This is a genomic window from Streptomyces sp. A01 (assembly GCF_059026195.1).
Genome location: NZ_JBWLKN010000020.1, coordinates 1 through 17697 on the forward strand (window position 1 = coordinate 1; position 17697 = coordinate 17697).

General features: G+C 70.7%; 18 protein-coding genes. 10 read left to right on the forward strand and 8 right to left on the reverse strand.

The features are described 5' to 3' along the window. A partial coding sequence (locus AC5P1B_RS24750) for a biotin carboxylase N-terminal domain-containing protein (RefSeq protein WP_493889782.1) occupies window positions 1–209 on the reverse strand: 209 nt, incomplete at its 3' end. A 395-nt stretch (window positions 210–604) separates the two neighbouring features. Here AC5P1B_RS24750 and AC5P1B_RS24755 point away from each other — a divergent pair. Further along, window positions 605–1105, forward strand: coding sequence for a hypothetical protein (locus AC5P1B_RS24755; protein WP_493889784.1), 501 nt, complete (start codon window positions 605–607; stop codon window positions 1103–1105). On the opposite strand, the gene AC5P1B_RS24760 is transcribed toward AC5P1B_RS24755, so the two are convergent. The 3 genes from AC5P1B_RS24760 to AC5P1B_RS24770 all read right to left on the reverse strand — a co-directional run bounded on the left by AC5P1B_RS24760 (window position 1077) and on the right by AC5P1B_RS24770 (window position 3799). Continuing rightward, the gene (locus AC5P1B_RS24760) at window positions 1077–1763 is read right to left on the reverse strand and encodes a Maf family protein (protein ID WP_493889785.1); all 687 of its coding nucleotides are present in this window, start codon (window positions 1761–1763) and stop codon (window positions 1077–1079) included. The two genes, AC5P1B_RS24755 and AC5P1B_RS24760, sit on opposite strands and share 29 nt — an antisense overlap. 101 nt (window positions 1764–1864) lie before the next feature. Beyond that, window positions 1865–2245, reverse strand: coding sequence for a bleomycin resistance protein (locus AC5P1B_RS24765; RefSeq protein ID WP_493889787.1), 381 nt, complete (start codon window positions 2243–2245; stop codon window positions 1865–1867). 189 nt (window positions 2246–2434) lie between these two features. After that, window positions 2435–3799: a heparan-alpha-glucosaminide N-acetyltransferase domain-containing protein gene (locus AC5P1B_RS24770; RefSeq protein WP_493889788.1), complete on the reverse strand. Its 1365-nt coding sequence runs from the start codon at window positions 3797–3799 to the stop codon at window positions 2435–2437. A 184-nt stretch (window positions 3800–3983) separates the two neighbouring features. Here AC5P1B_RS24770 and AC5P1B_RS24775 point away from each other — a divergent pair, with 184 nt between their 5' ends. After that, a complete protein-coding gene (locus AC5P1B_RS24775) occupies window positions 3984–4643 on the forward strand; it encodes a response regulator (RefSeq protein WP_493889789.1) in 660 nt (219 codons plus the stop codon). Continuing rightward, window positions 4640–5743, forward strand: coding sequence for a sensor histidine kinase (locus tag AC5P1B_RS24780; protein WP_493889790.1), 1104 nt, complete (start codon window positions 4640–4642; stop codon window positions 5741–5743). The genes AC5P1B_RS24775 and AC5P1B_RS24780 overlap by 4 nt, the downstream gene beginning before the upstream one ends. A gap of 172 nt (window positions 5744–5915) precedes the next feature. On the opposite strand, the gene mmpB is transcribed toward AC5P1B_RS24780, so the two are convergent. The 3 genes from mmpB to AC5P1B_RS24795 form a co-directional block, all read right to left on the reverse strand. Then, window positions 5916–6047 (reverse strand): morphogenic membrane protein MmpB, encoded by a 132-nt coding sequence (gene mmpB / locus AC5P1B_RS24785; protein ID WP_493889791.1) that lies wholly within the window; start codon window positions 6045–6047, stop codon window positions 5916–5918. A 114-nt stretch (window positions 6048–6161) separates the two neighbouring features. Beyond that, on the reverse strand, window positions 6162–6368 hold the full coding sequence (locus AC5P1B_RS24790) for an acyl-CoA carboxylase subunit epsilon (protein WP_493889932.1): 207 nt from the start codon (window positions 6366–6368) through the stop codon (window positions 6162–6164). Window positions 6369–6384: 16 nt separating this feature from the next. Beyond that, window positions 6385–7974, reverse strand: coding sequence for an acyl-CoA carboxylase subunit beta (locus tag AC5P1B_RS24795; protein ID WP_493889792.1), 1590 nt, complete (start codon window positions 7972–7974; stop codon window positions 6385–6387). A 418-nt stretch (window positions 7975–8392) separates the two neighbouring features. Between AC5P1B_RS24795 and AC5P1B_RS24800 the strand changes: the two genes are divergently transcribed. From AC5P1B_RS24800 to hutH, 5 genes are all read left to right on the forward strand, one after another. Continuing rightward, complete coding sequence (locus AC5P1B_RS24800; protein ID WP_493889793.1) at window positions 8393–9319, forward strand: biotin--[acetyl-CoA-carboxylase] ligase; 927 nt, start codon at window positions 8393–8395, stop codon at window positions 9317–9319. A 294-nt stretch (window positions 9320–9613) separates the two neighbouring features. Then, a complete protein-coding gene (locus AC5P1B_RS24805; protein WP_493889795.1) occupies window positions 9614–10753 on the forward strand; it encodes an adenylate/guanylate cyclase domain-containing protein in 1140 nt (379 codons plus the stop codon). Window positions 10754–11267: 514 nt separating this feature from the next. Further along, window positions 11268–12062: an enoyl-CoA hydratase/isomerase family protein gene (locus AC5P1B_RS24810; protein ID WP_493889796.1), complete on the forward strand. Its 795-nt coding sequence runs from the start codon at window positions 11268–11270 to the stop codon at window positions 12060–12062. Between the two features lie 210 nt (window positions 12063–12272). Then, the gene (locus tag AC5P1B_RS24815) at window positions 12273–13541 is read left to right on the forward strand and encodes a GGDEF domain-containing protein (RefSeq protein WP_493889933.1); all 1269 of its coding nucleotides are present in this window, start codon (window positions 12273–12275) and stop codon (window positions 13539–13541) included. A gap of 11 nt (window positions 13542–13552) precedes the next feature. Further along, on the forward strand, window positions 13553–15109 hold the full coding sequence (hutH, locus tag AC5P1B_RS24820; protein ID WP_493889797.1) for a histidine ammonia-lyase: 1557 nt from the start codon (window positions 13553–13555) through the stop codon (window positions 15107–15109). 98 nt (window positions 15110–15207) lie between these two features. Here hutH and AC5P1B_RS24825 read toward each other — a convergent pair whose 3' ends face one another. After that, window positions 15208–15492, reverse strand: coding sequence for a hypothetical protein (locus AC5P1B_RS24825; protein ID WP_493889799.1), 285 nt, complete (start codon window positions 15490–15492; stop codon window positions 15208–15210). A 107-nt stretch (window positions 15493–15599) separates the two neighbouring features. On the opposite strand from AC5P1B_RS24825, the gene AC5P1B_RS24830 reads away from it, so the two are divergent. Beyond that, window positions 15600–16016 carry a hypothetical protein gene (locus tag AC5P1B_RS24830; protein ID WP_493889800.1) on the forward strand — a complete coding sequence of 139 codons (417 nt, stop codon included), beginning with the start codon at window positions 15600–15602 and terminating at the stop codon, window positions 16014–16016. A 284-nt stretch (window positions 16017–16300) separates the two neighbouring features. After that, entirely contained in the window at window positions 16301–17572 is a 1272-nt protein-coding gene (locus tag AC5P1B_RS24835) for a L,D-transpeptidase (protein WP_493889801.1), read from the forward strand. The last annotated feature ends 125 nt before the right edge of the window (window positions 17573–17697 follow it).

The window sequence follows — 17697 nt, forward strand, 5'->3', positions numbered from 1 at the left end:
GCCGCCGCGGCGAGCACCTTGCCCATATCCAGATAACTGGACGCGGGCGTGTCACCACCCAAGGCATATGCCTCGTCCGCGGCCCGGACATGTGGCGCGTCACGGTCCGGGTCGGCGTACACCGCCACACTCCCGATCCCGGCGTCGCGGCATGCACGGGCAACGCGGACAGCGATTTCGCCACGGTTGGCGATGAGCACCTTGCGCACGATGGCTCCCTCCTTGAAACAAGCAGAGTTTAGGTACAGGCAACACTGTGCGCCGAGAAGACTCCGGGCGTGAGCTTGACCACAGAGGGTGCGCGCCAGGCCCCTGCGGAGGGACCAGATCCCCCGTTGCTCCACGGTACGCCCGCTTTTCTGGACCGCTAGCCAGATGCGAATGTGGGCAAGGTCTCGATGGGGTGGCCCCATGGCAGCCTGCGTTTTTTTGTAGAGAACCTACGAATGCGAAGCGGAAACTTTGCCTTATGGTCCCGGCGGTCTCCCGTGTTGACGCGCGCGCCGCAGACCCCTTGTCGGCGCGCCTTACTCGTTAGTAGCGTGCGCTTCGAGGGCGTACTAGGGGTAACCGCCTCTGGACGGCAGCGGAAGAGGTGGCACGGGTGGCGCGCAGAACGGTGGCCGCGGTGGCGGCTGTGGTGCTGATGGTCGAGGCGGTCGGCATCGCGCTGCTCAACTGGATTCTGGGGCTGGTCGTGGACCGCCAGGAGATGTCCCTGGCCGATCTCGACCCGGGCGCGATGACCATCGCCACCTGGGTCGCGGGCGGCGCCATCGGGCTCTACTTGCTGGCCTGCGCCGTGATCCTGCTCCGTGCGTCCGTACGAGACCTCGCGCCGGGCCGCTTCGGTCACATCCTCCTCATCACTTGCGCCGTCACGCACGGTCTGCTCGGCGCCTTCTCCGTCGGCCTGGTCGGCTGGTCCGCGTTCGCGTTCATGATGGTCGTGCTGGGCCTGATCGTGCTGGCTTTGATGGGATACGACGGTGACGTCGACGGCGCGGCCGCGGGGCCCGCGGAGGGCGGCGGCGCGGGCAACGGCACCGGCGACGGCCCTTCCCCGATCGGCCCGGCTACTCCGGCGCCGTCCACAACTCCGTGATGGAGACGTCCAGTTCCGCCAGCAGGCGGCGCAGCAGCGGCAGCGAAAGCCCGATCACATTGCCCGGGTCGCCGTCGATGCCGTCGATGAAGGGCGCCGAGCGACCGTCGAGGGTGAAGGCGCCCGCGACGTAGAGCGGTTCGCCGCTGGCCACGTACGCCGCGATCTCGGCGTCCGTGGGCTCGCCGAACCGGACCGTCGTCGAGGCCGTGGCTGACGTCCGCCGACCCGTCGCGGTGTCGATGACGCAGTGCCCGGTCCGCAGGACTCCGGAACGGCCGCGCATCGACTTCCAGCGCGCGGTGGCGTCCTCGGCGTCCGCGGGCTTGCCGAGCGCCTGTCCGTCCAGCTCCAGCACCGAATCGCAGCCGATGACGAGCGCGCCGGTGCCCATGCCCGTGTCCGTGCTGGTGCTCGCGCCGGTGGCGGCCGCCTCCGGGCGCACCTCCGGGCGGGCGGCCACCGCTTCCGCCTTCGCCTCCGCCAGCAGCCGCGCCAGCTCGGTGGGGGAGTCGGCGCTGAGCGCGTCCTCATCCACGCCGCTGACGATCACCTCGGGCGCGAGCCCGGCCTGGCGCAGCAGCCCGAGCCTGGCGGGCGACTGGGAGGCGAGCACGAGGCGGCGGGAGGGGGAGTGGGGGCGGTGAGTGGCGTTCATGCCGCACATCGTAGGCAGGGCCGCCGGGAGGGGCCGGGCGGGCACCGCCCGTGGTGGTCAGGGCACGGCGGGCCGGGGCGGGCAGGCACCGGCCCGTGCGCTCACGACTGGGCGGGCAGCGGACTGCCGACGCGCAACAGGTTCCCGCTGCGGTCGACGAGGGCGAACTCGCGCATCCCGTACGCGGTGTCGGACGGCGGCACCAGGCGGCTGCCCGTGGCCTCGTCGCTGGGCACGCCGATCTCCTCCCACGAGCGGTGGAGGGCGTCGGCGTCCTCGACACGCACGTAGCAGCTGGCGGCCGTGGACAGCGGGTCCACCTCCTGGTGGTGCCAGAAATGCAGCTCCACCGTCCCCCGGCTCAGGATCAGATAGTCGTCGTCCTCCGGGGTGGCCTCCGGCTCGAAGCCCAGGCGGACGTAGAAGTCCAGCGTCTCGTTCAGGTTGCGGCTGGGCAGGATGGGCACGGCGTATTCGGTCATGATTCCTACCGTAGGGATGGGCACTGACATTCGCTCCGCACGCTCGGGTGGTCGGGTGGTCGGGTGGTCGAGCGATGCGGTGTTCGGGGGCGGGGTGCTCGGGTGCCGGCGTGGTCCGGGTGCCGGTTCGGTACGTCCGCCGTGTGGCGGGCCCGACCCCCTCGGCGGGGCGCTGACGGCCTCCCGGTGTCAGCGGACCCAGCGGGCCAGCCGGGTGGTCTGGTACACCAGGTACTCCAGTGGCCCGCGCCGGAACAGGTGCGACCAGCCGTACGCCAGGGCGCCGGCGCAGGCGATGAACCCGAGCAGCAGGGACAGCGGCAGGTCGGACGGTTCCTCGGCCTCGATCTCGATGTTGAAGGCCCAGATGCCGACGACATGGCCGACGTACGCGCTCAGCGACATGGTGCCGACCGCGATGACCGGGCCGAGGAAGCGGCGCAGCCGGGGCAGGTGGTCCATGGCGGCCAGCGCGGCGACGATCACGGTGACGGCGACGCCGGTATTCGCGATGACCGACAGCGTGGTCTCACTGTGCGGGGCGGCAAGCAGCAGCTCGACGGCGCGGTAGTCGTCGTAGTTCATCGGGAAGGGATCGGCGTCGGACCACCACGCGTTCGGCCTGCCCGTGGTCTCCACGATGGCCGGAACGAGCCGGAAAAGCAGCCATGAGGTGCCGTAGCCGAGCACCGCCAGGGCGGGGCCGATGACGGCCAGCCGGACGCGTACCCGGTGAGCGGCGAGGTCGAGACGGCCTATGGCCATGCCCGCGAACACGAACGGCATCCAGGCCAGCAACGGGTAGTTGCCGGTGACCAGCAGTTCCAGGAAGCCCTCACCGCCGACTCGGGCCAGGGGGTCGTGCGCCTCGGCGGCCCGCTCCAAGGGGCTGTCCCCGGTCGCCTTCAGCGCGACGTACAGCAGTTGGGGTCCGGCCAGCGCCCAGCCCGCCGCGATGGCGGCCAGCGCCCCGGCGCCCAGCCGGGCGAAGGGCAGGGCGAGCAGGAAGTACAGGCCGTAGTACGCGAGGATCACCTCGACCCGGGTGTCGCTCATCATCAGCGCGGTGCCCAGCGCGAGCAGAACCACCGCGCGGATGGCGATCCGGACGGCGGCCTGCCGCCCGTCGCGCCCCGTCTTGGGCGTTCGGCGCCCCGCGATGATCACGAGGGTGATTCCGGCGAGCACGGCGAACAGCGCGGAGGAACGGCCGTGGGAGAGTTCCATGAGGAAACCGGCGGCTCCGTCCCTGACGGCCGGGTCGGGGCCGACATGGGCCGCGTACATCCCGAAGACCGCGAGGCCGCGCGCCAGGTCGAGCCCGACCAGTCGCGTGGTCGCGGCCGTGGTCGTTGCTGTGGCCGTGGTCGCTGTCGTGGGCGCCGCCGGCGTGGCGGCTTCCACGGCCCGTGTGCCGGGTGCCGGGTCGGGTGTGCCGGTGGACGGAGCGGGTGGGCCGGGTGCCGGACTCGGTGTGCCGGTGGTCGGAGCGGGTGTGCCGGTTGTGCGGGTCGGTGGGCCGACCTCCGTGTCGGATGCCGCGTGGCGCCTCATGCCGTCAACGCTCCGGTAACCGCGTCCCCTCGCCCATCCGGCAGGCTTCCGGGGCCACCCCGCCGACTGGCTGGACCACCCCCCGCCAGGTGACTGGAACCGGAACGGCGACGACCACGGCGGCACGCCCGTGGTAGGTAATCGGACGAGGGCGGCGGAGCGACGACGAGAGAAGGGCGGGACCGTGATCCGAGTGCTGGTGGTGGACGACGAGGCGCTGATACGCAGCGGTTTCCGGCTGATCCTCGACGCGGCCGACGACCTTGACGTCGTCGCGGCCGTCCCTGGCGGCGAGGCGATGAAAGCCATCCGGGAGTGCCGCCCCGACGTGGTCCTTCTCGACATCCGCATGCCCGACGTGGACGGGCTCACGCTCCTCGGCCAGATCCGCCGACTGCCCGAACCTCCCGTGGTCGCCATGCTCACCACCTTCGACACCGACGCGTACGTGGCCACCGCGCTCCGCTCGGGAGCCGCCGGGTTCCTGCTCAAGGACACCGACCCGGAACAGCTCCCGCACCTGGTGCGCAGCCTCGCCGCCGAGAGCGTCGTGCTGTCCTCGAAGGTCACCCGCACCGTCGTGAACGGCTACCTGGACCGCGCGGCGGACAACCCGGCCGCCGGAGCCATCGCCCGGCTCACCGACCGTGAGCGCGATGTTCTCCGCCTGATCGCCGAGGGCCTGACCAACACCGACATCGGCCTGCGCCTCTTCCTGAGCACCGGTACCGTCAAGGACCACGTCAGCGCGATCCTCACCAAGCTGGAGGTCAGCGGCCGCATCCAGGCGGCCCTCCTCGCCGAGCGCGCCGGCCTCCTCGCACCGCGCCGGAACACCGCATGACCTCCCCCCGGCTGCCCGCCCCCCTGCTTGACGCCCTGCTCGTCGGCGTAGCCCTGCTCGACACGTACATCAACGTCTACTTCGACGACCGTGGCGAGATGTCCCTGGCGACGCTGGCGGCCTGCGCCCTGCTGCTGCGGCGCCCGCTGCCGCTGGTGGCCTTCGGCCTGACGCTGCCCGCCGCCCTCATGACCAACGCGAGCCTCCCCGCACTGATCGCCCTGTCCCTGCTCGCCGCGAGCACCCGCAGCCGCCTGCTGATCGGCGTCTCCACCGCCGCGTTCACCACCTGCTACGCGCTGCCGTGGCAGACCCCGGACTTCAGCGCGGAGTTCGGCATCGACACCGCGCCCAGCGCCGGTTACGGGCTGGCGTCCGCGGCCGCCGCGGTCTTCCTCGGCCAGCTCGTCCAGGCCCGCCGCGACCTGTCAGCGCGCCTGGCGGAGATCACTGAGGCGCGCGAGACCGAGCGGCTGCTGACGGCCCAGACGGTGCTGGCGAACGAACGCGCCCAACTGGCCCGCGAGATGCACGACGTCGTCTCCCACCAGGTGAGCCTGATCGCCGTACGGGCGGGCGCCCTCCAGGTCAGCACCAGGGACCCGGACACCAAGGAGGCGGCCACCACCATCCGCCAGCTCGGCGTGCAGACCCTCGAAGAGCTGCGGCACATGGTCAGCCTCCTGCGCACGTCCGGCAGCGCGCCCACCGAGCTGACCCCGCAGCCCACGCTCGCCGGGCTCGACCGGCTCGTCAGCGGCAGCGCCATCGAGGCCGACCTGGACATGGACCTGCCGGACGACCTCGCACCGCCCCTGCAACGCGCCATCTACCGGACGGTGCAGGAGGCGCTTACGAACGTGCGCAAACACGCGCCCGGCGCGCGAGCGCTGGTCCGCATCCGGCACGGCGACGCGGCAGTGGTCACGACGGTCACGAACACCGCCCCCACCCGTCCCGCCCTCCACCTGCCCAGTTCCCAGCACGGGCTCGTCGGCCTGCACCAGCGCGCCGCGCTCCTCGGCGGCCTCCTCGAATCCGCGCCGACCGGCGACGGCGGCTACCGGCTCCGGCTGGAGCTGCCGCTGGGGGAGCGCTGAGGCGCGTTGAGGCACCCCGAGACGGTGGGCGCCTGGTGTGTTGTGCTTGCTGTGGTGCGGGCGCGTTGTGGCGCGATGCGTTGTGGTGCGTACGCCTTGTGATGCTGAGGTGCCTGCTGTGGCGTGCTGTGCGCTGTGGTGCGGACGCGTTGTGGTGCCGTGTGCTGCGTGCCTACGCGCCCAGGCTCAGGATGATCATCAGGACGACCGCGGCGACCGCCAGCACCGTACCCGCACGACGGATCATCATCTCCGTCACGCGCAGCTCGTCTGGCGGTTCTTCGGGCGGGTCGGACCACAGCATGTGAGACATCGTGCGCCGCAGCGCGGACCGGCGCCTGAGTACAGGTACTCAGGCGCCGGGCGCTTCAATGCTGGTTTTCTGCGGGATCTGACCCCTCAGACGGACCAGTACGTGTCAGACGGGCCAGTACGTGGTCCGCCACGCCTTCGGCCCCGGGTGCGGCATACGGCGGCTGGGGACGGTGCGGGCCGGGTCGGACCACTCCTCCGGCACCCCGGCGCCGGGCGCGGCGGCGCCCGCGGCCGCCGCGCGTGCCTGTACGACCGCCAGGGCGGCGGCCAGCTCCTCGGGCGTCGGGTTGCCCCGAAGTACCTTGATCACCATATGAACGGCCCTCCTACAGCGGGATGTTGCCGTGCTTCTTCGGCGGCAGGGACTCGCGCTTGTTGCGCAGGGTGCGCAGCCCGCGGACGATGTGGCGGCGCGTCTCGGACGGCAGGATCACCGCGTCGACATAGCCGCGCTCGGCCGCGGCGTAAGGGTTGAGCAGGGCGTCTTCGTAGTCGGCGATGAGCTCCTGGCGCAGCTCCTCGGCTCGCTCGGGGGTCTCAGCGGCTGCGAGTGTGCGCCGGTGCAGGATGTTGACCGCGCCCTGCGCGCCCATGACGGCGATCTGCGCCGTCGGCCAGGCCAGGTTGAGGTCGGCGCCGAGGTGCTTGGAGCCCATGACGTCGTACGCGCCGCCGAACGCCTTACGGGTGATCACCGTGATCAGCGGGACGGTCGCCTCGGCGTACGCGTAGATCAGCTTGGCGCCGCGCCGGATGATGCCGCTGTACTCCTGGTCGACGCCGGGCAGGAAGCCGGGCACGTCGACGAAGGTCAGCACCGGCACGTTGAAGGCGTCGCAGGTCCGTACGAACCGCGCCGCCTTCTCCGAGGCGTCGATGTCCAGGCAGCCCGCGAACTGCATGGGCTGGTTGGCCACGACACCCACCGGGTGGCCCTCGATCCGGCCGAAGCCGGTGATGATGTTCGGAGCGAACAGGGACTGCGTCTCCAGGAACTCGGCGTCGTCGAGTACGTGCTCGATCGCCTTGTGCATGTCGTACGGCTGGTTGGCCGAGTCCGGGATGAGGACGTCCAGCTCCAGGTCCTCCGGCGTGATCTCCAGGTCCGCCTCCTCGGGGAAGGCCGGCGGCTCGGAGAGGTTGTTGGACGGCAGGTACGACAGGAGCGCCTTGATGTACTCGATGGCGTCCTTCTCGTCACCCGCCATGTGGTGCGCCACACCCGAGGTGGTGTTGTGCGTCCTGGCGCCGCCCAGCTCCTCGAAACCGACGTCCTCGCCGGTCACGGTCTTGATCACGTCGGGTCCCGTGATGAACATGTGCGAGGTCTGGTCGACCATCACGGTGAAGTCGGTGATCGCCGGGGAGTAGACCGCGCCACCGGCGCAGGGGCCCACGATCAGGCTGATCTGCGGGATCACCCCGGAGCCGTGCACGTTGCGGCGGAAGATCTCGGCGAAGAGGCCGAGCGCCACGACGCCTTCCTGGATACGGGCGCCGCCGCCGTCGTTGATGCCGATGACGGGGCAGCCGTGCTTCAGCGCGAAGTCCATCACCTTGACGATCTTCTCGCCGTAGACCTCGCCGAGGGAGCCGCCGAAAATGGTGAAATCCTGCGAGTACACGCAGACCGGGCGGCCGTCCACGGTGCCGTACCCGGTGACGACGCCGTCACCGTACGGGCGGTTCTTCTCGATGCCGAAGTTCGTGGAGCGGTGCCGAGCGAACTCGTCCAGCTCGGCGAACGACCCCTCGTCCAGCAGCAGGTCGATGCGCTCGCGCGCTGTCAGCTTGCCCTTCGCGTGCTGCTTCTCCACGGCCCGTGCGGAGCCGCCCTGCGTCGCCTCTTCCACGCGGCGCTGGAAATCCGCGATCTTCCCGGCGGTGGTGTGGATGTCGTGTTCCGGCTCGGACATCGGGATGCGGCTCCTGCTCGTCCTCGGGGGTCGACTCCCCGCGCTCCCTGCTGTGCCGCGCGGGTCGCCGTAGCTACCGCCTCGTAGCGTATCGGCGAGATCGCGCTGTGGCAGTGCGGCGTTGGCCACACCTTTTCGCTCCGCTTCGGGCGGGGAGCGGGCGGTCCGCGGATGACGCCCTGGCGGTGCTCGGGCGGTGCTCGGGTGGTCCTCGGCGGTCCTCGGGCGGTGCTCGGCTGGGGAGTGGGTGGGGCTGAAGGGGGCTGGGTGGGGGTTCGGGTGTGCGGGGTCGGGTGTCGGTCTGCGCGGGGGCGGGTGGCTTCTCTTCGGCTTCTGTTCGGCTTCTGTCTGGCTTCTCTGTGGGCGCGGCGCGTTTCCGCTCCCTCGATCTCACCCCTCCGCTTCTAGGCTGGCCCGCATGACGCCCTCTGACACCCCCGAGATCCCCCGTTTCTCCGACGGCGGCCAGTGGTCCGACCTCGACCGGCCGCCGCTGAACGAGTCCGGACTACGGCGCGCGCTGCTGCGGCCCGGCAGCCTGTGGACAGCGCTCGACGTGCTGCCCGCCACCGGCTCAACCAACTCCGACCTTGTCGCACGTGCGAACGCCGGTGCGAGGGAGGGCGAGGTGCTCGTCGCGGAGGAGCAGACGGCGGGCCGCGGGCGGCTGGACCGCGCGTGGTCGGCTCCGCCCCGCTCCGGGCTGTTCTTCTCCGTGCTGCTGCGACCCGGCCCCGAGGTGCCCATCGAGCGCTGGGGCTGGCTGCCGCTGCTCGCCGGGGTGGCGACGGCGAGCGCGATCTCCCGGTCGGCCGGTGTCGACACGGCCCTGAAGTGGCCCAACGACCTGCTCGTCACCTTTCCCCAGCGCGCCGGTGAGCCCCAGGGCGATGACGGGCCCGCCGGTGGCGAACGCAAGCTCGGCGGAATCCTCGCCGAGCGCGCCGATGGCGGCGTCGTGGTGGGCATCGGGCTGAACGTCTCGCTGCGCGCCGACGAACTGCCGGTGCCCGGCGCCGGGTCGCTCACGCTGGCCGGGGCCGTGTCGACCGACCGGGACCCGCTGCTCCGCGCGGTGCTGCGGTCGCTGGAGCACTGGTACGGCGAGTGGCGGGGCGTGGGCGGCGACCCGGTGGCCAGCCGTCTACAGGAGGCGTACGCGGCGGGCTGCGCGACGCTCGGCCGTGCCGTACGGGCGGAGCTGCCGGGCGGAGGGGAGTGCGTCGGCGAGGCGGTGGCCATCGACGGCGACGGGCGACTGGTGATCGCTACGGCGGACGGCGCACGGGAATCCGTGTCGGCGGGGGACATCGTTCATCTGCGGCCGGCATCTCCGGAAGAGTGAGCTACGGCACACCTGTCGTATCGTTGTGCTGATCCGTCCGGTCGGCCGCTGGCCGGGCCGGGGGTGCGGTAAGAGTGCCGGTAGTAGCGCGGCAGTGGTTCGGTGGCGGTACGGGAGCGGTGCGGGAGCGGTGCGCTCGTGGTCTCGTGGTGCTGTCGACGGGCGTGACGCGTGGGCGTGTTTGTGCGTGCGGGTGCGTGGTGCGTGGCGTGGTGAGCGAAAGAGGAACGGAAGGGCAGTGCGCAGGGACCGGACACGGATTGGGGCCTCCTCGCCGATGGCAGGGGAACGCCGGTGACCGTCGACGACACGGGTGCTGGCGACGACGACACGGGTTCCAGCGATGCTGTCTCTCCTGACCCTCCCGACCCTGAGCGCGGGACCGGGCCGGAAGACGACCCGATCGCGATCAAGCTTGAGCAGCTGATCCTCGGCGCGGAGCGGCGCTATACGCCCTTTCAGGCGGCCCGCAGCGCGGGGGTGTCGATGGAGCTCGCCTCGCGGTTCTGGCGGGCGATGGGCTTCGCCGACATCGGGCAGGCGAAGGCGCTCACGGAGGCGGACGTCCTGGCGCTGCGGCGGCTCGCCGGTCTGGTGGAGGCCGGGCTGCTGAGCGACGCGATGGCCGTACAGGTCGCGCGCTCGACCGGGCAGACGACCGCGCGGCTCGCCGACTGGCAGATCGACTCCTTCCTTGAGGGCTTGACGGAGCCGCAGGAACTGGGCATGACGCGGACCGAGATCGCGTATCCGCTGGTCGAGCTGCTGCTCCCGGAGCTTGAGGAATTCATCGTCTACGTGTGGCGGCGGCAGCTCGCCGCGGCGACCGGGCGGGTGGTGATGGCGGCGGACGACGCGGAGATGGTCGACCGGCGGCTGGCCGTCGGCTTCGCCGACCTGGTCGGCTTTACGCGGCTGACGCGGCGGCTTGAGGAAGAGGAGCTGGGCGAGCTCGTCGAGGCGTTCGAGACCACGGCGGCCGATCTGGTGGCCGCGCACGGGGGGCGGCTCATCAAGACGCTGGGCGACGAGGTGCTGTACGCGGCGGACGACGCCGGGACGGCGGCCGAGATCGGGCTGCGGCTCATCGAGACGCTGGCGAACGACGAGACGATGCCTGAGCTGCGGGTCGGGCTGGCCTTCGGCACGGTGACGACCCGGATGGGCGACGTCTTCGGGACGACGGTCAATCTGGCGAGCCGGCTGACGTCGATAGCGCCGAAGGATGCGGTGCTGGTGGACGGGGCGTTCGCGGAGGAGCTGTCGCGGGCGGGGGATGCGCCGGTGTCGGAGGCGGAGGCTGCTGTGGCGGAGAAGGAGGGCGAGGGTACGGCCAAGTACCGGTTCGCGCTCCAGCCGATGTGGCAGCGGCCGGTGCGGGGGCTTGGCGTGGTCGAGCCTTGGCAGTTGCGGCGGCGGCCGCCTTCGGGCTGACGTGGCACGGCTGGGGCGGGTGGGTGCCGGGGCCTTGGGCCTCCGGGGCAGGGTCCTGGACCGTATATTTACGGCGCCTTAGGCCCTTTTGTGTGGTTGGCCTCTTGTTGCGCCACAAATACACGTAAGCGTCCAGGACCCTGCCCCTCCGACCCCGGCCCCTCCCGTCGCCTCTCGGCTGCCGGGTGATTTCTGGTTTTCGTCTGTTTCCTCCCGTTTCCGCGTCTTTCTCGGGTGTTTCCGCGCCTTTCCGGGTGTTTCCGGGTGTCCCTGTGTGTCCGTCCGTTTTCTTGTTTCCCTCTGTTCTCGTTTGTTCCCGCCTGTTTCCGCCGTTTCCGCGTGCTTCTGTGGGTTCTCGACTGTTCCCGACTGTTCCCGTGTGTTCCGGGCTGGTGGCTGGTGGCTGGTGTCGCTCGCGGGTGTCGGTTGGGGTGGGTTTGTAGCGGGGGGTGGGGTGGGGCTGCGATGATCCGTGGGTCTGGGTTTACGGTCGTTAACCTCGGGAGGGTGTGGCGTGAGCGAGCAGCGGTTTGGGGAATGGGTCGCGGTGCGGCGGGACGGGTTTGTGGCTGAGCTGGTGCTGGACCGGCCGAAGGCGATGAACGCGGTGTCCACGGAGATGGCGCGGTCCATTGGTGCGGCGTGTGCCGCGCTCGCTGGGGACCGGGATGTCCGGGCTGTCGTGTTGACGTCCACGCATGAGCGGGCGTTCTGTGTCGGGGCGGATCTCAAGGAGCGCAACAAGTTCAGTGACGCCGAGCTGGGGCGGCAGCGGCCGGTGGCGCGTGGGGCGTATACGGGGGTGCTTGAGCTGCCGGTGCCCGCGATCGCGGCGGTGCACGGGTTCGCGTTGGGGGGCGGGTTCGAGCTGGCGCTCTCGTGCGACCTGATCGTGGCTGACCGGACGGCCGTGGTGGCGCTGCCGGAGGTGTCGGTCGGTGTCATTCCGGGAGGTGGGGGCACGCAGCTGTTGCCGCGTCGGGTGGGGGCTGCGCGCGCTGCTGAGCTGGTGTTCACGGCGCGCCGGGTCGCCGCTGAGGAGGCGCGTGAGCTGGGGCTTGTGGACCAGCTGGTCGCTGAGGGTGAGGACCGGACGGCCGCGCTGGAGCTGGCGGGGCGGATCGCGGGGCACTCGCCGGTCGGGCTGCGTGCGGCGAAGCGGGCGTTGCGGCTCGGGCAGGGGCTTGATCTGCGGGCCGGTCTTGAGGTCGAGGACGCGGCCTGGCGGTCGGTGGCGTTCTCCGGGGACCGGGCGGAGGGGGTCGCGGCGTTCAATGAGAAGCGGACGCCGCAGTGGCCGGGTGAGTGAGTGCCTCCGGGGTTTCTCCAGCCGGGCGCCAGGGGGTGATGAGTGATTCACTCGTCGGTCTCTTCCGGTTCCTAAACCCCCCTCAAGCGAAATTCGCTGAACATTCTTACGCTGGAGTGCAGGCATGTGCGGACAGTGACGGAATGCGAGGCGTGGGTGACGGGCGAGGGCGATACACGACTGGCGGCCGTGGTGGCGTTGGCGCAGGCGATGGCGTCGGCCCACACGGCGCGCGAGTCGATGCGTGCCGCCGCGCGCAGCGCGCTCGCCGCGCTTGAGGGGAGCTTCGCCGCGATCTCCGTGTGGGAGCGCGAGCTGGGGCGGCTGCGGGTGCTGGTCAACGTCGGGGAGCTGGCCGCGGGGGAGGTGGAGTTCCCCGCTGATGAGGCGTATCCCGTGCATGATTTTCCGGAGATCGCCGAGTGCTCCCATGAGGAGTGGATCAGCGGTGGCGGGTCCGCCTGGGTGGAGACGGCGGCGGATGAGCCGGTCGGTGCGTACGGTGCCGAACTGGGTCCTGGGCGGCGGGCCGGGCGGGTGGCGGCGCTGCGGCGGCGGGGGCGTGGCTCCTGCGTGGTCGCGCCGATCGTGCTGCGCGGGCGGGCCTGGGGTGAGCTGTATGTGGCGCGGCCTCCGGAGGTTCCCGCGTTCGGCCGCGGGGATGCCGACTTCGCGGCCGTACTCGCGTCGGTCACAGCCGCCGGGATCGCGCAGAACGAGCGGCTGGAGGAGGCGCACCGGCTGGCGTTCACCGATCCGCTGACCGGTCTCGCCAACCGGCGGGCGGTGGACATGCGGCTGGATGAGGCGCTGGAGCTGCACACGGAGCAGGAGGCGGTGGTCAGCCTCGTGGTGTGCGACCTCAACGGGCTGAAGCGGGTCAATGACTCGCTCGGGCATGAGACGGGGGACCGGCTGCTGGAACGGTTCGGCTCGGTGCTGTCGGTGTGCGGTGCGATGCTGCCGGGCGCGTTGGCGGCCCGGCTGGGGGGCGATGAGTTCTGCCTGCTCGCCGTGGGGCCCTCGGCGGATGAGGTGGTGGTCGTCGCGGACGAGCTGTGCCGCCGGGCGAGCCGCCTCGAACTCGGTGAGGGCGTCGCCTGCGGGGTCGCCTCGACGGGCGATCCCATCGGTCCTGTGCGGTCGGCGCGGCGGTTGTTCCGGCTGGCGGACGCCGCGCAGTACCGGGCGAAGGCCGCGCAAGCCGACAAGCCGGTGGTCGCCGGGCGTGACGGCGGGACCCAGGACCCGGTGGTCCGCCTCGCTGACACGCCCGTTCCGCAGACCGCCGACCGACGGCGTATCAGGGGGCGGGGCCGAGGCCGTGGTGATGGGGGCGGAGGCGGTGCCTCCGGGGGATGGGGCGCGGGTGGTGCCTCCGGTGGGCGCGGTGGTGCGGGTACGGCTGGAGGGTTTGGCGGTGGGGGCGGCGGTGCGGGTGGCCGGCCAGCCCGTGACAGTTCGCGATTCAGTCTCTAGGGTGCCTGAATATGGATATGCACTCTGTGGTGGTGGGGACGTCCGGGACAACCGCTGAGGACGTGATCGCTGTGGCCCGCGGCCAGGCACGCGTCGAGCTGTCCCCCCAGGCTCTGGCGGCTGTGGCCGCCGCGCGGCAGGTCATCGAGGATCTGGCGGCCAAGCCCGAGCCGGTATACGGCGTCTCGACCGGGTTCGGGGCGCTCGCTGTCCGGCACATCAGCCCTGACCTCCGGATTCAGTTGCAGCGCAACATCGTCCGCTCGCACGCGGCGGGGATGGGCCCGCGCGTGGAGCGCGAGGTGGTGCGCGCCCTGATGTTCCTGCGGCTGAAGACGCTGGCCTCCGGTCATACCGGGGTGCGGCCCCTGGTCGTGGAGACGATGGCCGCCATCCTCAACGCGGGCATCACCCCCGTCGTGCACGAGTACGGGTCGCTCGGCTGTTCCGGTGACCTCGCGCCGTTGTCGCACTGCGCGCTGACGCTGATGGGCGAGGGCGACGCCGAGGGGCCCGACGGTGTGCTGCGGCCCGCCGCCGACCTGCTGGCCGAGCACGGGATCGAGCCTGTCGAGCTGCGGGAGAAGGAAGGTCTCGCGCTGCTCAACGGCACGGACGGCATGCTCGGCATGCTGGTCATGGCGTGCGCCGACCTGGCCCGGCTGTTCACCACCGCCGACATCACCGCCGCCCTGTCGCTGGAGGCGCTGCTGGGCACGGACAGGGTGCTCGCCCCCGAGTTGCACGCCATCCGCCCGCACCCCGGCCAGGGGGTGAGCGCGGACAACATGCTGCGGGTACTCGCCGGTTCCGGGCTGACCGGGCACCACCAGGACGACGCCCCCCGCGTGCAGGACGCGTACTCCATCCGCTGCGCCCCGCAGGTCGCCGGAGCGGGCCGGGACACCCTCGCGCACGCCCGGCTCGTCGCCGAGCGTGAGCTGGCGGCGGCCGTGGACAACCCCGTGGTGCTGCACGATGGTGACGGGCAGGGCCGGGTCGAGTCCAACGGCAACTTCCACGGCGCCCCGGTCGCCTACGTGCTCGACTTCCTCGCCATCGTGATCGCCGACCTGGGGTCGATCGCGGAGCGGCGCACCGACCGGCTGCTGGACAAGAACCGCTCGCACGGCCTGCCGCCGTTCCTCGCCGGTGACGCGGGCGTCGACTCGGGGCTGATGATCGCCCAGTACACGCAGGCTGCCCTGGTCAGCGAGCTGAAGCGGCTGGCGGTTCCCGCGTCGGCGGACTCGATCCCGTCCTCGGCGATGCAGGAGGACCACGTCTCGATGGGCTGGTCGGCGGCGCGCAAGCTGCGTACGGCGGTGGACAACCTGGCACGGGTGCTGGCGGTCGAGCTGGTCGCCGCCACCCGCGCCGTCGAGCTGCGGGAGGGGCTGACGCCCGCGCCCGCCACGCAGGCGGTCCTGGCCGCCGTGCGCGAGGCGGGCGTCGAGGGCCCGGGGCCGGATCGTTTCCTCGCGCCTGACCTGGCGGCGGCGGAGGCGTTCGTACGTTCCGGGGCGCTCATCGACGCCGTGCAGCCGGTGACCGGGCCGCTCGGCTGACGGCGCCGCTCAGGAACAACGCAGGTCCGCCCGCCCGGCGATGCCGGGCGGGCGGACCTGTCGGGTAGGAGTGTCGGGTGGGGCTGGGGACCGGATGCTCAGGCCGCGGGCGTGCGCGAGCGGCGCACGGAGGCGGTCACCATCGCCAGGCCGAGGCCCAGGAAGGCGGAACCGCCGATCAGATACGGGGTGGTGTCGACGCTGCCGGAGTTGGCGAGATTCAGCTCTTGTGACGGTGTGTCCGAGCTGGTGCTCGCTGCTGGCTGCGACTGACCTGAGTCGTGGCCCTCAGCCTTCGCGTTGGCGGACGGCACGAACCACAGAGCACACAGCAACGCGCCGGCGGCGGAGGCGGTCAGCAGTGGTCGACGTGCGACAGTCACGGAAGAGATCCCCCTTGTGCTGGCGGCCAATTGGCCTTGTGGCCCGATGGTAGTGACAGCTGCGGGTCGTACGGAAGCCTGGGCCGAAGACCCTTACGCTCCGGACCATGAGCACTTCGGAAACATCACAGTTTGTCCGGCTTCGCGTCGAGATCGTGCTGGACATCACCGACGCTGATCAGCTGGGCCAGGCCGCTTTGCGCCAGATCGAGAGCGACGCCTTCATGCCCGAGGACGAGCGCGGGCACGCCCGGCTCGCCATCCGCGAGGACCACGCGGAGGCGCTGGCGTATCTCATCGATCCGTCCGACCTCCTCAAGGAGGTCCCCGGAATCGAGCTGGCGCAGGCGTCCTGGAGCAGTGAGCGGATCGAGTACGACCCGGACGAGGAGTACTGGGGTCTCGATGACGATGATGACGATGAAGGTGACGAAGAAGAGGGTCTGGAGGTTGAGGGGGATGCGGGTGAAGGGGGTGGCGGCGGTGTCTCTTACGGGGATCGCGCGGGCGGCGCGGGTCGCTAGCCGGAAGTCCCCCGGCCTCGGCGGTGGCGGCGGTGGCGCGGGGCCGCGCTCGGGCCGGGCGGCGAGAGCATAACGAAGTAGTCCCCGAAAGGTGGGCGTGAGGCGGAACCGGACGACCAATAACCCCCGTCAGACATATGGTCTGACCGGGGTTTTTTGGTAAGTGGCATTGCCCACAGTTTTACTGGGAGTGGAACGGACCAAACGGTGCAGGCGTTCCTATGCAGTGGCCGGTACTTGTGCGCCCAGCGGTTCGGCTCGGGGATTGACGGGGTTCAGCAGTGATGGAGAAGCGTGTGATGACGTACGGCAAGCGCCGCAAGGGCTTGGCAGCCGCAGCCGCTGTGCTTGGCGGCGTGCTGGCCCTGTCGGCGTGTGGTGGCGATGACGGCGACAGCGGTAGCGGCGACAAGGACAAGGGCGGCAAGTCGCAGTCCCAGGTGGACGAGGCGGCGGCCAAGGACGCTTCTGACGCCCACATCAAGATCACGCCGAAGGACGGCGACACCAGCGCGGGCATCAACAGTGACGCCAAGGTCACCGTCAGTGGCGGCAAGCTGTCCGAGGTCACGATGACCTCCGCCAACGGCACGGCCGTCCCGGGTGTCATATCCGCCGACGGCACCTCGTGGAAGCCGAACAGCCAGCTGGAGCGGTCCACCACGTACAAGCTGAAGGCCGTGGCCAAGGACTCCGAGGGCCGTAAGGCGACGGAGAACTCGTCGTTCACCACGGTTTCCCCGGCGAACAGCTTCATCGGCAGCTTCACGCCCGAGGACGGATCGAAGGTCGGCGTCGGCATGCCGGTCTCGATCACCTTCGACAAGGCGGTGACGAACAAGAAGGACGTGCAGTCCGCCATCACCGTCACCAGCACCAGCGGGCAGAAGGTCGTCGGCCACTGGTTCAGCCCCAACCGCCTTGACTTCCGGCCCCAGGAGTACTGGAAGGCCGGTTCCAAGGTGACGATGAAGATGAAGCTCGACGGCGTCGAGGCGACGAACGGCGTCAAGGGCGTCCAGGACAAGACCGTCAACTTCGAGGTCGGCCGCTCGCAGGTCAGCACCGTCGACGCGAAGACCAAGCGGATGACCGTGGTCCGCGACGGCAAGAAGATCAAGGACATCCCGATCTCGGCGGGCAGCGTGGAGAACCCGACGTACAACGGCCAGATGGTGATCTCCGAGAAGTTCAAGGAGACCCGGATGGACGGCTCGACCGTCGGGTTCAAGAACAAGGACGGCAAGGGCGAGTACGACATCAAGGACGTCCCGCACGCCATGCGGCTGTCCACGTCGGGCACCTTCATCCACGGCAACTACTGGGGCTCCGACTCGATCTTCGGCGCCGCCAACACCAGCCACGGCTGCATCGGTCTGAACGACGCCAAGGGTGCGGGCGACAACGCGCAGGACGGCGCCTGGTTCTTCAACGAGACGATGCTCGGCGACCTGGTCGTCATGAAGAACTCCCCGGACGACACCATCAAGCCGGACAACGGCCTCAACGGCTGGAACATGAGCTGGAACGAGTGGGTCGCGGGCAGCGCGGTCTGAGCTTGACCCGGGTCTGACCCCGGTCGGCGCCTCCGTGCGCTGACGGGCGAGAGACCACCCGGTTTCCCCGCCGCCGGGCGGTGATCGGCACCGAGCACGAACGCCGATCACCGCCCGGCGGACGT

Excerpts from the sequence above, each read along its gene's own strand:
- AC5P1B_RS24815 (WP_493889933.1), top strand. The coding sequence starts at position 12,273 with ATGGCGTCGGCCCACACGGCGCGCGAGTCGATGCGTGCCGCCGCGCGC.
- AC5P1B_RS24795 (WP_493889792.1), bottom strand. The coding sequence starts at position 7,974 with ATGTCCGAGCCGGAACACGACATCCACACCACCGCCGGGAAGATCGCG.
- hutH (WP_493889797.1), top strand. The coding sequence starts at position 13,553 with ATGGATATGCACTCTGTGGTGGTGGGGACGTCCGGGACAACCGCTGAG.
- AC5P1B_RS24800 (WP_493889793.1), top strand. The coding sequence starts at position 8,393 with ATGACGCCCTCTGACACCCCCGAGATCCCCCGTTTCTCCGACGGCGGC.
- AC5P1B_RS24780 (WP_493889790.1), top strand. The coding sequence starts at position 4,640 with ATGACCTCCCCCCGGCTGCCCGCCCCCCTGCTTGACGCCCTGCTCGTC.
- AC5P1B_RS24765 (WP_493889787.1), bottom strand. The coding sequence starts at position 2,245 with ATGACCGAATACGCCGTGCCCATCCTGCCCAGCCGCAACCTGAACGAG.
- mmpB (WP_493889791.1), bottom strand. The coding sequence starts at position 6,047 with ATGCTGTGGTCCGACCCGCCCGAAGAACCGCCAGACGAGCTGCGCGTG.
- AC5P1B_RS24835 (WP_493889801.1), top strand. The coding sequence starts at position 16,301 with ATGGAGAAGCGTGTGATGACGTACGGCAAGCGCCGCAAGGGCTTGGCA.
- AC5P1B_RS24760 (WP_493889785.1), bottom strand. The coding sequence starts at position 1,763 with ATGAACGCCACTCACCGCCCCCACTCCCCCTCCCGCCGCCTCGTGCTC.
- AC5P1B_RS24830 (WP_493889800.1), top strand. The coding sequence starts at position 15,600 with ATGAGCACTTCGGAAACATCACAGTTTGTCCGGCTTCGCGTCGAGATC.
- AC5P1B_RS24770 (WP_493889788.1), bottom strand. The coding sequence starts at position 3,799 with ATGAGGCGCCACGCGGCATCCGACACGGAGGTCGGCCCACCGACCCGC.